General features: G+C 66.1%; 12 protein-coding genes. 4 read left to right on the forward strand and 8 right to left on the reverse strand.

Annotation, left to right across the window (positions count from 1 at the left end; translation table 11 throughout):
• Positions 1-11: 11 nt before the first annotated feature.
• The 8 genes from EEB15_RS30470 to radA all read right to left on the reverse strand — a co-directional run bounded on the left by EEB15_RS30470 (position 12) and on the right by radA (position 9324).
• Positions 12-3332, reverse strand: coding sequence for a hypothetical protein (locus EEB15_RS30470; protein ID WP_141513746.1), 3321 nt, complete (start codon positions 3330-3332; stop codon positions 12-14).
• A gap of 115 nt (positions 3333-3447) precedes the next feature.
• Entirely contained in the window at positions 3448-4443 is a 996-nt protein-coding gene (gene waaF, locus EEB15_RS30475; RefSeq protein WP_141513747.1) for a lipopolysaccharide heptosyltransferase II, read from the reverse strand.
• 39 nt (positions 4444-4482) lie between these two features.
• A complete protein-coding gene (locus EEB15_RS30480; RefSeq protein WP_199236673.1) occupies positions 4483-4704 on the reverse strand; it encodes a zinc-finger domain-containing protein in 222 nt (73 codons plus the stop codon).
• Between the two features lie 81 nt (positions 4705-4785).
• Positions 4786-5721, reverse strand: coding sequence for a branched-chain amino acid transaminase (locus EEB15_RS30485; RefSeq protein ID WP_141513748.1), 936 nt, complete (start codon positions 5719-5721; stop codon positions 4786-4788).
• 56 nt (positions 5722-5777) lie between these two features.
• Positions 5778-6200, reverse strand: a complete 423-nt coding sequence (locus tag EEB15_RS30490) for a glycerate kinase (protein WP_141513749.1) — start codon at positions 6198-6200, stop codon at positions 5778-5780.
• Positions 6201-6269: 69 nt separating this feature from the next.
• A complete protein-coding gene (locus EEB15_RS30495) occupies positions 6270-6830 on the reverse strand; it encodes a M23 family metallopeptidase (protein WP_141513750.1) in 561 nt (186 codons plus the stop codon).
• Positions 6827-7858 carry a L,D-transpeptidase family protein gene (locus EEB15_RS30500; RefSeq protein WP_141513751.1) on the reverse strand — a complete coding sequence of 344 codons (1032 nt, stop codon included), beginning with the start codon at positions 7856-7858 and terminating at the stop codon, positions 6827-6829. The genes EEB15_RS30495 and EEB15_RS30500 overlap by 4 nt, the downstream gene beginning before the upstream one ends.
• 86 nt (positions 7859-7944) lie before the next feature.
• The gene (gene radA, locus EEB15_RS30505) at positions 7945-9324 is read right to left on the reverse strand and encodes a DNA repair protein RadA (RefSeq protein WP_141513752.1); all 1380 of its coding nucleotides are present in this window, start codon (positions 9322-9324) and stop codon (positions 7945-7947) included.
• A 79-nt stretch (positions 9325-9403) separates the two neighbouring features.
• Between radA and hpaR the strand changes: the two genes are divergently transcribed.
• Genes hpaR through hpaE form a run of 4 tightly spaced genes read left to right on the forward strand, consistent with a single transcriptional unit; the run spans position 9404 to position 12699 of the window.
• Positions 9404-9835 (forward strand): homoprotocatechuate degradation operon regulator HpaR, encoded by a 432-nt coding sequence (gene hpaR, locus EEB15_RS30510; protein WP_141513753.1) that lies wholly within the window; start codon positions 9404-9406, stop codon positions 9833-9835.
• A complete protein-coding gene (locus EEB15_RS30515; RefSeq protein ID WP_141513754.1) occupies positions 9832-10467 on the forward strand; it encodes a fumarylacetoacetate hydrolase family protein in 636 nt (211 codons plus the stop codon). The genes hpaR and EEB15_RS30515 overlap by 4 nt, the downstream gene beginning before the upstream one ends.
• Complete coding sequence (locus tag EEB15_RS30520; protein WP_141513755.1) at positions 10464-11210, forward strand: fumarylacetoacetate hydrolase family protein; 747 nt, start codon at positions 10464-10466, stop codon at positions 11208-11210. The genes EEB15_RS30515 and EEB15_RS30520 overlap by 4 nt, the downstream gene beginning before the upstream one ends.
• 28 nt (positions 11211-11238) lie before the next feature.
• Positions 11239-12699, forward strand: coding sequence for a 5-carboxymethyl-2-hydroxymuconate semialdehyde dehydrogenase (gene hpaE / locus EEB15_RS30525; RefSeq protein ID WP_141513756.1), 1461 nt, complete (start codon positions 11239-11241; stop codon positions 12697-12699).
• Positions 12700-12742 lie beyond the last annotated feature (43 nt).

The raw sequence follows: 12742 nt of genomic DNA on the forward strand, positions 1-12742 counted from the left end.
CGCCCAGATTCCTAGTTCAGCCGCCGGTTCGGGCCCAGCGTCCTGCCCTCGAACGTCAGCAGCACGGTCTTGATGGACGTCAGGTCCAGCCACTCGTTGCCCTTCAGGTCGAAGTCGATGCGCCACTGGGTGAAGGGGCTGAGGCCGATGTAGCCCTGGTCGCCTTCGCCGAGGTTGCCGCCGGCGGTGTTCTCGCGGTCCTTGTAGTCGATCTTGTAGAGGCGGATACGCGGCCGGTGGCTGAAGACGTGAAGGGCGCCGGGCTTGTCACGGTCGATGTCGCTGTTCAACACCGCCTGGCCGCTGTGGATCAGGTTGAGGAACAGCACGTTCTTGCCGCCAGCGATCTCGGGGAACTCCAGCTTGAACGAGCGCGCGATGATGTAGCGCATGTTCTCGAAGCCGGGCTCGGTGCGGATGTCCAGCGAGAACGCGAGCGAGCCCGACTGCAGCATCGCCGCGAATTCGTTGGGGTAGCGCGCGGCGGTGATCTCCAGCTTCTGGCGGAAGGGCGAGAACGCCTCGTTGTTCTCGCGGAAGTTGTCGATGTCGGCGACCAGGCGCTCGTGCTTCGCGGCCTGCGTGGCGATGTTCAGGTCGTTCGCCTCCAGTTGCCTGTCCTGGAGCGCCCAGTACTGGAAGGCGCGGTTCTCCTGGTAGATGTTGCGCAGCAGGCTGCGCTGCACGTCTTCGTAGGCGTCCTTCAGGTACGCGGTGTAGACCGGCAGCACGTTGTCCTGGTGCACGGCGATCTCGGCGTTGATGTGCTGGATGCTGTGGTACAGCTGGTCGTGCTGCATCTGCACGCTGAGCATCTGCGCCACCAGCGTGGTGTAGTTGTACGCGGCCATGTTGCGCGCCTGCGAAAGCTCGAGGTAGTAATCCATCGCCTTACGCAGCTCGCCGGCGGCATCGAACTTGCCCAGGTACTTCTTGATCAGGTCGTTGAACTCATCGGAGTCGACCAGGATCTTGGCGGCGTTCGGGTTGCCGTCGGTGATGAAGTCCTTGACCGTGGAATAGGCCTTGCCGATGCTGTCGAGCGTGGCCTTGGCCTTCTTGAAGATCTCGACGACGCCCTTGACCTGTTTGCTGAATTCCTCGGCCTTCTTGACGGCGTCGATCGCGGTCTTGATGCCGCCGGCACCGCCCACCACGCCGCCGACGCAGCCGATCACGGTGCCCAGCATGTCGAGGAATTCCTTGAAGCCGATGTCGGCTTCTTCGCGCAGGTGCTTGATCAGCTCGTCCTTGAACTTCAGCTGCCCCTCCAGCAGCACCGTGAGCTGGCGCCGCAGGTCCTCCGAATAGTCTTCGACTTCGGTGCGGAAGTTCTCGATCTGCGGCTTGAGCTTCTCGATCTCGGAGAGGAAGTCGCCGAGCTTGCGGTCGATCTCCTGCTTGGCCTGGCGGAAGGCCACCATGCGTTGCTTGTCGGTGGCGCCCTTGTCGAGGTAGCGGTTGTACTGGTCCTCCACCACCTTGCCGAGGCTGATGATTTCGCCCGTCCGGGCGACCAGGCTGTTCAGCGTGAGGATCGGCGTCCAGTTGTAGCTGTGGCCGTAGTAGTCCAGCCCCTGCTGCAGCCGCATCAGCGACACGATCGCGCTGTTGTGGATGCCGCCGCGCACCTTCTGCTCGAGCGGCGACACACGCGCGGCGTCGATCTCCGTCTTGGAATCGGTGAACGGCCGGTTGATGTCGATCAGCCATTCATAGCCCAACGCCACCGCGTTCAGGTCGGCCTCGTTCTTCGCATTGAGGAAGTCCAGGTCGGTGGCGTTCTGCGTGATCAACAGCTGGCTGAGGCTCAGGGCCTGGGCCAGCGCGGTGAACGAGAACGCGGGCGCGTTGCCGGCGGCGAAGGGCTTGCCGTTGAACTGCAGCGCCGGGCCGGCCGCGCCAGTTTCGCCCTTGCTGCCCTTGCCCGTGGCGACGGGACCCGCGGGCCCGTCGGGGCCATTGGGCGCGCGCATGTCGTCCAGCGGCCGGCCGTTGCTCGCGTCGTACATGTTGCACACGGCGCCCGCACCGCCTTGGCCGCCCGGCCCGCGCTCGCCGGGGCTGGCCTGCGCGCCGCCGTCACCGCCGCCGGTGCCGTACACCACCGAGAGCGACAGCGGCTCCATGATGTTCAGCACCACCTGCCCACCCTTGCCGCCGTTGGCGGACAGGCCCGGCGATCCGGCGCGCCCGCCTTCGAAGCCGCTGGAGCCGTAGGCGTCTTCAGGAAACCCGTAGGCGCCGTTGATCAGGGCGCCCGACTTCGACGACTTGGCGCCGTCCGCGCCCGATTTGCCGCGATTGCCCGGATGCCCGTCCTGCCCGCGCCCGCCGCGCCCGCCACCGGCGACCAGCGTCAAGGTGGCTGCGCGAAGCTTGGTGCCGAACGCCGCCAGCAAGGGTTCAATGGCGCTGGCGCGAAGATGCCCGGCGATCTGCTCGCCCAGCATCTTCAGCACGTCGGCGCCCAGGGTTCCGTCGGAGATGGCGATGGGCAGCTTGAGCGGTGCGTCGGTGACCAATGACAGGTCCGTCTGCAGCGCGCTGATCTTGCCCGCGCCGTCCACCGTCGCGACCGCATCGATCTTGCAGCCGAAGGGCTTGGTGGACGGGTTGCCCCATTGCGACTTGCCGGCGACGACGAGCGCTGGCACGTCGAACCGCATGGCGACCAGGCTGGCGGTGCTGTCGAAGCGCGCCGACTCCAGCGACAGTTTGGCGAGGCCTTCGATGCGGCCGTCCTCGAGCGTGATCGCGACCTCGTTGTCGCTGAACATTTTGGTCCGTGCAAACTCGAACGACGCGAGCTTGCGGACGTTGTCGACCTTGGGCGGATGTTCGGTGAAAACCTGCTGGCCGATCGCCGCGAAGTCGGTCACCGCCAGCGCGCGGCCGTCCTTCGTCCTGTTCACGACACTTCGCGCGTTGATGACGATGTTGCCGCCGTTTCCGCCCACGGTGGCGTCGTCGCCGTTGGTGCCCGCGGCGCCAAGGCTGGCGTCCTTCTGCACGGGCAACGCGCCGGGCGCGAAATCCTTGTCGGCATACGCACCTGCGGCATCGAGCGTCGCGGGCTTCTCGATCACGATCTCGCGCGCGTTCAGCTCGATGTTGCGGCCGGGGTTTTGCAGCACGCCCGCCAGGATGATCTGGTCGGCGTACACCGCGAAATGCTTTTCCGACGCCAGCCGCTTGCCTGGCACCGGCTGGTACGGCAGGTGCGCCTGCGTCAGGCGGATCTGGTGGGTGTGGATGGCAAGCCGGTCATCGCGGTCGTCGATGATTTCCCGGTTCAGTGCCGAAGCGGCGGCGGGCGCAGGGTTCTTCATTTCGTCCTCCCGAACGCGAATGTCGATCTCAGGGTCGGTGCGTTTCGGCGAAATTATGCACGCGGGGCCACTTGCCCGCCAGCCCCGCGGGATCGTGCGAAAGATCAGCGAGCGATCAGGTTTTCAGCGCCGCGACGACAGCCTGCGGCGTGATGTCGACCAGGCAACGCGTGTGCCCCAGCGGGCACTCCCGCTCGAAGCACGGGGCGCAGTCCAGCGGCGGCTGGTAGGCAGGGTCGTCCTTCAGCCACAGCACCCGCGCGTTGTCATTCAGCGGCGGCGTGTGCAGCGGGCTCGACGAGCCGAACACCGCGACCTGCGGCACGCCGAAGGCCGCGGCCACGTGCATCAAGCCGGAGTCGTTGCTGACGACGGCCTTGGCCTGCGCGATCAGCGCGAAGGCGTCCATCAGCGATGTCTTGCCGGCGAGGTTGAGGCATTTGCCCTCGCCTGCAGCGCCGGCGATCTCGTCGCACAACGGCGCTTCCTTGCCCGACCCGAGCAACAGCGCGGGCGCGTCGAGCGAGCGCGCCAATTCGGCAAAGTGGCCGGCGGGCCAGCGCTTGGCCGGGCCGTATTCGGCGCCGGGGGCGAAGACGTAGTAGCCGCGAGCCTGCAGCCCCAATCTCGCCAGCGCGCCATCGGCCGTCGCCGCGTCCAGCTGCAGGCGCGGCCGGTCCTGGTCCAGCGCTTCCCGCTCACCGCTCAGCGCGGAATAGAAGGCCACCATGGGCGGCTTGTTCTTCGGGTTCTTCAGGCGGTGCGTGAGCAGGCCGACCCGCGCTTCCCCCAGGTAGCCGACCCGCTTGGGAATCCCGGCGAGGAAGGGGAGCAGCGAGCTCTTGAGGGAATTGGGCAGCACGTAGGCGGCGTCGAAGCGGCCTTCAACCTGCTTGGCGATGGCGCGCCGCGCCTTGAACTGCAGGCCGCCGTGCTGGAAGGGAAACTCGATGACCTCGTCCACCTGCGGCATGGCGCGGTAGACGGGCGCCACCCAGGGCAACGCGCCGACCGCCAGCTTTTCACCGCGTGCGCGCAGCCGCCGCAGCAACGGCTCGGTCATCACCGCGTCGCCGATCCATTGGGGGGCGATGATGAGGGATCGGGTCACGTTCTCGGGCCTCGGCCGCAGGCCGCTTCGGGGGTGGGCTCAGTGACCACCGCTGAAATGCTCGCCCTCTTTCAGCTTGTACACCGTCCCGCAATACGCGCACTTGGCCTCGCCCGTGCCGGCCACGTCCAGGTAGATGCGCGGGTGGGTGTTCCACAGCTTCATGCCGGCCACGGGGCTGGGGCAGAACACGCCGCCATTGGCGTTGAGGTCACGCGCCGTCAATTCGACGACGGACTGCTTCTTTTCGATGGTGGTCAAGTCAGCCTCCGACGAGCCGCCTCTAGGAGGCTGAAGCCCCCTCGGGGGGCAGGGAACAAAGTGAGCGTGGGGGCCATATTTTTAGACCTTGGTGAGCCAATGCGCGTACTTGGGGTTGCGGCCGTTCACGATGTCGAAGAACGCGCTCTGCACCTTCTCCGTGATCGGGCCGCGCGAGCCGGCGCCGATCTCGATGCGGTCGAGTTCGCGGATGGGCGTCACTTCGGCGGCGGTGCCGGTGAAGAACGCTTCGTCGGCGATGTAGACCTCGTCGCGGGTGATGCGCTTTTGCACGATCTCCAGGCCCAGGTCCTTGGCGATGTGAAAGACGGTGTTGCGGGTGATGCCGTTGAGCGCGCCGGCCGACAGGTCGGGCGTGTAAATGACGCCGCCTTTGATGACGAAGATGTTCTCGCCCGCGCCTTCACTGACGAAGCCGGAGGCGTCGAGCAGCAGCGCTTCGTCGTAACCATCATCCAGCGCTTCCATGTTGGCGAGGATCGAGTTGGTGTAGTTCGAGACGGCCTTGGCCTGCGTCATCGTGATGTTGACGTGATGGCGGGTGTAGCTGGAGGTCTTGACGCGGATGCCGCGGCGCATGCCTTCCTCGCCCAGGTAGGCACCCCAGGCCCAGGCCGCGACCATCAGGTGGATCTGGTTGCCCTTGGGCGAAACACCCAGTTTTTGCGAGCCGATCCAGGTGAGCGGGCGAAGGTAGCAGCTTTCGAGCTTGTTGGCGCGGACCACGTCGCGCTGCGCTTCGTTGACCTGTTCCTTGCTGAACGGAATGGCCATGCGCAGGATCTTGGCGCTGTTGAAGAGGCGGTCGGTGTGCTCTTGCAGGCGGAAGATCGCGGGGCCGTTGACCGTGTTGTAGGCCCGCACCCCTTCGAAGGCGCCGCAGCCGTAGTGCAGGGTATGGGACAGCACGTGGATCTTGGCGTCGCGCCACTCCACCATCTCGCCGTCCATCCAGATCTTGCCGTCGCGGTCGGCCATTGAAGGTACTACGCTCATGTCTTGTCCTTTGGGTTCGGATTCGCCCGAACCCCTGATTTTAGCGACCTGGGCTTTCAGGACGCGGCGGGGGGCGAGGCCTCGTCCGGCACGGGCGGCCGGTACAGCGTCCACTTCTCCAGCTTGCCGTGCTTGAATTCGCAGGTGACTTGCGATTCGCTCCCGTCGGTCCAGCGGAACACCTCGGGCTGCTCGCCTTCAGTCGACACCAGCTCGCCGATCGAGCCCGTCAGGGCCATCACATGCAGCAGGTTGACCCCCGGCTTGAGCTTGGCGTTGAGCATCACCGCGCTGCCCACGTAGCCCTTGGGGCGGTCCGCCGCCTTGCGCAGCACATGCATCATCCGATTGAAGTGAAGCAGCAGGTACATCACCAAGGCGCCGCCGGCCAGTGCCGCGCCCGCCCAGCCATAGGCCTGCCAGGCCATGACGACCATGGCGCCGCCGACGATGGGCAGGAAAATTTTCTGGAGGTTCATACCGCTATTTTCGGGCCAAGTGCCGGCCGGCCGGCTGCGGCGACTGCGTAGCGCCGCCCGCCCAGATTCCTAGGGCCCCGCAACTTGCGGCGGCGTGGCGCGCCAGACACCGAACGGATTGATCGGCGTGCCGCGCCACCACTGGCGTTCCGGGCCCAGCCGGAAGATCGCGAAATGCAGGTGCGGGCCGTCGGCCGAGGCATTGCCCGTGCTGCCCACATAGCCGATCAACTGGCCCTTGCGCAGGGACATTCCCTCGGCAATGCCAGGCGCATAGCCCTCCAGATGCGCGTAGTAGTAGGCGAACTGGCCCGACGGATCGAACTGGTACAGCGTGATGCCGCCGGGCTTGCTCAGGAACAACTTGGCGACGCGCCCATCCTCCACCGCGAGCACCGGCGTGCCGCGGGGCGCCATGATGTCCAGCGCCTCGTGCGCGCGCTCACCGCCGCCCCGCTCCTGGAGATAGGTGTCTGCCAGTTGCGCGGCGGTGACGGACTGCACCGGGATCGTGAGCTGCCGGGCCCGAAGCAGCGCCAGGTCGTCCGGCTTGCTCTCAGCGCAGGCCAGCAGCGGCGCCAAAAGCCCCGCCGCCAGGGCAAGGGCGAAGAGATGCCTTCGCGGGTTCACGGCCGCACGTCGACCTTAAACCCGGCCTTGGCAAGGGTCGAAACCCGCTCGGCGTCCCAGTTGGTCAAATGGATGCAGCCGTTGGTCTCGGAATGGCCCACGTTCGACGGGTTCGCCGTGCCGTGGATGCCCCAGTGCTTCTTGGACAGACCGAGCCAGATGTTGCCGATCGGGTTGTTGGGCCCGGGCGCCAACTCCATCTTCTGGGCGTCCTTGGGCTGGTTCTTCAGCAGCACCGGGTCGTAGGTAAAGCTCGGGTTCTTCACCTCGTTCTTGATCGACATCACGCCGATGGGCAGCGGGTCGCTCTTCTCGTTGCCGATGCTGATGGGAAATGCGGCGAGCGGGCGCTTCCGCGCGTCCAGCAGGTACAGCACGCGCGCGGCCTTGTCGATCTCGATCGACGCCGCGTTGGCGGGCGGTTTGCCGCCGTTGACGTTGGGCACCACGATCTCGCTGCCTGCCGCCAACTTGGCGCCGGCATTGAGCTGCTTGAGGTACGCGGTGCTGGTGTGGAACCGCTCGGCCAGTGCTTCTTCCAGCGATTCGTACGGCATCGCCTTGAGCTGGCCACGGTCGTTGTTGTTGGCCGGGATTTTCTCGAACGGCCCCACGGCGTCCTTGTCGGTCACGGTGTACCGCACCAGCGCCGGGGCGCCCTCTTCACGCAGTGCCTGCCAGGTTTGCGGCGTCACCGTGCCAGTCGCCTTCAAGCCGTGCGCCAACTGGTATGCCTTGACGATGCGCTGCATGTTGGCGGCGAAGCGTCCGTCGATCTCGCCGCTGGAGTACCACGCGCGGTCCAGCAGGATCTGGGCGCGCGCCACGGCGGGGCCGCGGCTGCCGGGCCTGAGCAAGGGCGTGTCGGTTGCGTTGTTGAAGGCGTCGATGTCGATGGGCGCGGCGTTCTGCTTCTGGGCGGCGCGCGACGGCTTTGCCAGTGCATCGGTGCCGGCCCATCCAAGACCGGCGCAACACATCACTGCGGCAAGCAGCCGCCATCGAACAAGGGATTGCTGCAAGGCCATGGCGTGCTTCCTGGGGTTGAGCAGGAAGTGTCACGGGCGCCCGGCTCAACGGGTGTAGGAAGCCGGCCTGAGGTGGCGTCAGGCGTTCATTGCAGCGAGCGCACCACTTCCATCGCTTCCTCGATGCGGTCCACGGCATGGATGGTGAGCCCCTCGATCTCGCGGCTGCCCTTCTTCGGCGCGTTGGCCTTGGGCACCACGGCTACCGAAAAGCCGAGCTTCGCCGCCTCGCGCAGCCGCTCCTGCCCGCGCGGCGCCGGCCGCACTTCGCCGGCCAGGCCCACCTCGCCGAATGCGATGAATCCCTTGGGCAAGGGCTTGCCGCGCAGGCTGGACGTGATCGCAAGCATCACGGCCAGGTCGGCTGCGGGCTCGCTGATGCGCACACCGCCCACCGCGTTGACGAACACATCCTGGTCCATGCAGGCAACACCGGCGTGGCGGTGCAGCACCGCGAGCAACATCGCCAGCCGGTCGCGGTCGAGGCCGACCGACAAGCGGCGCGGGCTCGGGCCGCCGCTGTCGACCAACGCCTGGATCTCCACCAGCATCGGCCGCGTGCCTTCAAGCGTCACCAGCACGCAGCTGCCCGGCACCGGCTCGCTGTGCTGCGACAGGAAGATCGCACTCGGGTTGGCGACGCCCTTCAGGCCCTTCTCGGTCATGGCGAAGACGCCGATCTCGTTGACGGCGCCAAAGCGGTTCTTCACAGCGCGCACCAGCCGGAAGCTGGAGTGCGTGTCGCCCTCGAAATACAGCACGGTGTCCACCATGTGCTCCAGCACACGCGGGCCGGCCAGCGCGCCTTCCTTGGTCACGTGACCGACCAATACGATGCTGGTGCCGCCGGCTTTGGCAGCGCGCGTGAGGTGCGCCGCGCATTCGCGCACCTGGGCCACCGAGCCCGGCGCCGATGTGAGCTGATCCGAGTACACCGTCTGGATCGAGTCGATCACCGCGACGGCCGGCTGCGTCGACGCGATGGTTGCCAGGATCTTTTCCAGCTGGATCTCGGCCAGCACCTTGACCTGCGAGTTGTCCAGGCCCAGGCGGCGCGAACGCAGCGCGACTTGGGCACCGCTCTCTTCGCCGGTGACGTACAAAGTCGGCACGTCGGCGCGCTGCAGCGCGTCCAGCGCCTGCAGCAGCAACGTCGACTTGCCGATGCCCGGGTCGCCGCCGATGAGCACGACACCGCCTTCGACGATGCCCCCGCCCAGCACACGGTCGAGCTCGCCGATGCCGGTGGGTTGGCGCTCGATCTCGCTCGCCTCGATGTCGGCCAACGCCGTGACGGCGGCGGTCTTGGCGAGCGACGCGAACCGGTTGTTGCGGCCGGACGCACCCGACTCGACCACGGTCTCGATGAGCGTGTTCCACGCTTCGCAGTGCGGGCATTTGCCCAGCCAGCGCGGGCTGGTGCCGCCGCATTCGGTACAGGTGTAGCTGGTTTTTTCCTTGGCCATGTGCGGCTGACTATAGCCGTCCGCCAGATGGCACTTGCGGCGCGCAAGCCAATCATTTAATATATTAACTAATCGCACCATGGTCACCACATTCGTCCACCGCAACCTCCCGCGCCTGCTGCTGCAAGCGCGCGAATCCGTCATGGCCCACACGCGGCCGAACCTTCGCACTCATGGCCTGTCGGACCAGCAATGGCGCGTGCTGCGGGTGCTGGGCGAGCACGGCACCGTGGAGACCGGGCGCGTCGCGCGCGAGGCGTACATCCTGGGGCCCAGCCTCACCGGCGTCCTCACGCGCATGGAACGCGACGGCCTCATCCGCCGCGAGCGCGATCCGGCCGACCAGCGCCGCACCGTGGTCGAAGCCACGGCCAAGGGGCTGAAGCTGGTGGAGAAGCTGTCGCACACCATCGAGGCGCACTACGCATGGATGGAAAAGACCTTGGGCAAAGACAAGCTTTCGCAGCTCTACGTGCTGCTCGATGAAATCATCGAACTGGAGCAGCCATGAACTTCTTTCCGACTGGCACCGTGTACGGCACGCTGCTGAATTTCCGCGGCGAGCTGGAAGCGCTGGGCGACCAGGTCAACCGGCCGCCCTACAAAGCCGCGCCCAAGGCGCCCGTGCTCTACGTCAAGCCGGCCAACACGTGGAGTGCGCACGAGGCGGAGATTCCGGTCCCGCCGCGCGTGAGCGAGGTCGAGGTCGGCGCGACCATTGCGATGGTGATGAAAGCGCCTCGCGAAGTGGCGGGCTACGTCTTGATGAACGACCTGTCGATCCCGCACGCGAGCTTGTTCCGCCCTCCCGTCAAGTTCAAGTGCCTGGACGGATTCCTTGGCGTCGGCGGCACGTTGTTGCCTCTTGATCCTGCAAGTGATCCTTCGACGTTCGTGCTCGAAGTCCGCATCAATGGCGAGCTGAAGCAGACGGTGAAATTCGACCAGCTGCTGCGCAGCCCCGAACAACTGCTGGCCGACGTCGACGAGTTCATGACGCTCGGCGCGGGCGATGTGCTGATGCTCGGCTGCGATGTTTTGAATGAAGGAGGCCGGCCGCTCGCGAAGGTTGGCGATCGTGTCGAACTCAGCGCGCCCGGCATGGGCACGCTGGCGAATACGCTCGTAGCGGAGGCTGCATGAAACACGCACGGGTGATCCACGAAGGCGCGGTGCGAAACGCCACCGAGCGCGACGGCCAGTTGTTGTTGGAAGGCGGCCAAGTCGTGCCGTTCGATGCCGTCACCTGGCTGCCGCCGCTGGCCGATACGCCGCTGCCCCGCACCATCCTCGCGCTGGGCCTGAACTACGCGGACCACGCGAAGGAGCTGGAGTTCAAGGCACCGGAAGAGCCGCTCGTCTTCTTGAAAGGCACCAGCGCGCTGACCGGGCACCGGCAAACCACGCGGCGGCCGGCGGGTGTCGAGTTCATGCACTACGAGTGCGAGCTCACTGTCGTCATCGGCAGGCAGGCGCGGCGTGTGAAGCGCGACGACGCGTATGACTTCGTCGCGGGCTACACGGTGGCGAACGACTACGCGATCCGCGATTACCTGGAGAACTGGTACCGCCCCAATCTGCGCGTCAAGAACCGCGACGCCGCCACTCCACTCGGGCCGTGGCGGGTGGATGCGGGCGACATCGCCAATCCGATGGCGCTGGCCTTGCAGACCACCGTGAACGGCAAGGTCACGCAATCGGGCAACACGAAGGACATGATCTTCGACGTGCCCTTCCTCATCGAATATTTCTCCAGCTTCATGACGCTGCGGCCGGGCGACCTGATCCTGACCGGTACGCCCGACGGCGTCGTCGACTGCAGGCCGGGCGACGTCGTCGTCACCGAAATCGAAGGCTTGGGCGCCCTGGAGAACCGGATCGTTTGATCCGGGAAATTGGAATCTGACCCCCATTATGAAGATCGATCACCTCATCAACGGCAAAGCGGTCGCGGGCCGTGACTATTTCGAGACCGTCAATCCCGCCACGCAGGAAGTGCTCGCCGAAGTCGCTGCGGGTGGCGAGGCGGAAGTCGAGCAAGCCGTGGCTGCGGCGAAGGATGCCTTCCCGAAATGGGCGGCGATGCCGGCTCCGCAACGCGCGAAACTGATCCGCAAGCTCGGGGACCTGATCGCGGCGAACGTGCCGGAAATCGCGCAGATGGAAACCAACGATGCGGGGCAGGTGATCGCCCAGACGGGCAAGCAATTGATCCCCCGCGCCGCCGACAACTTCTACTATTTCGCGGAGATGTGCACGCGCGTCGACGGCCACACCTACCCGACCGAAACGCACCTGAACTACACGCTGTTTCATCCGGTCGGCGTGTGCGCGCTGATCTCGCCATGGAACGTGCCGTTCATGACGGCGACGTGGAAGGTCGCGCCCTGCCTTGCGTTCGGCAACACCGCCGTGCTGAAGATGAGTGAACTGTCGCCGCTGACCGCTGCGCGGCTCGGCGAGCTCGCGCTCGAGGCGGGCATTCCGCCCGGCGTGTTGAACCTGGTGCACGGCATGGGCAAGGAGGCGGGCGAGCCGCTGGTGCGGCATCGCGATGTGCGCGCGATCTCGTTCACGGGCTCCACGGCTACGGGCAATCGCATCGTCAAGGAAGCGGGCCTGAAGAAGTTCAGCATGGAGCTGGGCGGCAAGTCGCCGTTCGTGGTGTTCGACGACGCGAACCTGGACCGCGCGCTTGACGCCGCGGTCTTCATGATCTTCTCCAACAACGGAGAGCGCTGCACTGCGGGCAGCCGCATCCTGGTTCAGCAGTCGATCTACGCGGACTTCGCGCAGAAGTTTGCCGAGCGGGCGAAACGTCTGACCGTGGGCGACCCGCTCGATGAGAAGACCATCATCGGCCCGATGATTTCGCAAGGGCACCTGGCCAAGGTGCGCAGCTACATCGAGCTCGGCCCGAAGGAAGGCGCGACGCTGTTGTGCGGTGGGCTTGACGCGCCGGCCCTGCCGGGCCGCGTGAAGAACGGCAACTACGTGATGCCCACGGTGTTCGCCGACGTCGACAACCGCATGAGGATCGCGCAGGAAGAGATCTTCGGGCCGGTCGCCTGCCTGATCCCGTTCAAGGACGAGGCGGATGCGATCGCCAAGGCCAACGATATTCAGTACGGGCTGTCGAGCTATGTGTTCACCGAGAACATCGGCCGCGCGCACCGCGTTGCCGCCGCGATCGAAGCTGGCATGTGCTTCGTGAACAGCCAGAACGTGCGCGACCTGCGCCAGCCGTTCGGCGGCACCAAAGCATCGGGCACCGGACGCGAAGGCGGCACCTGGAGCTACGAGGTGTTTCTGGAACCGAAGAACATCGCGGTGTCTTTGGGCAGCCACCACATCCCGCATTGGGGGTCGGCGTGAGCCGCCCCCCAAATGGGCGTACTGACGCTCCCCCCACCCCGAC

This window comes from Ramlibacter sp. WS9 (assembly GCF_003797765.1).
In the GTDB taxonomy this organism is placed as follows: Bacteria; Pseudomonadota; Gammaproteobacteria; order Burkholderiales; family Burkholderiaceae_C; genus Ramlibacter.

Bases quoted from the DNA above. Each gene is read 5' to 3' on its own strand.
- EEB15_RS30470 (WP_141513746.1), bottom strand. From the start codon at position 3,332: ATGAAGAACCCTGCGCCCGCCGCCGCTTCGGCACTGAACCGGGAAATC.
- EEB15_RS30485 (WP_141513748.1), bottom strand. From the start codon at position 5,721: ATGAGCGTAGTACCTTCAATGGCCGACCGCGACGGCAAGATCTGGATG.
- EEB15_RS30490 (WP_141513749.1), bottom strand. From the start codon at position 6,200: ATGAACCTCCAGAAAATTTTCCTGCCCATCGTCGGCGGCGCCATGGTC.
- EEB15_RS30500 (WP_141513751.1), bottom strand. From the start codon at position 7,858: ATGGCCTTGCAGCAATCCCTTGTTCGATGGCGGCTGCTTGCCGCAGTG.
- radA (WP_141513752.1), bottom strand. From the start codon at position 9,324: ATGGCCAAGGAAAAAACCAGCTACACCTGTACCGAATGCGGCGGCACC.
- hpaR (WP_141513753.1), top strand. From the start codon at position 9,404: ATGGTCACCACATTCGTCCACCGCAACCTCCCGCGCCTGCTGCTGCAA.
- EEB15_RS30515 (WP_141513754.1), top strand. From the start codon at position 9,832: ATGAACTTCTTTCCGACTGGCACCGTGTACGGCACGCTGCTGAATTTC.
- EEB15_RS30520 (WP_141513755.1), top strand. From the start codon at position 10,464: ATGAAACACGCACGGGTGATCCACGAAGGCGCGGTGCGAAACGCCACC.
- hpaE (WP_141513756.1), top strand. From the start codon at position 11,239: ATGAAGATCGATCACCTCATCAACGGCAAAGCGGTCGCGGGCCGTGAC.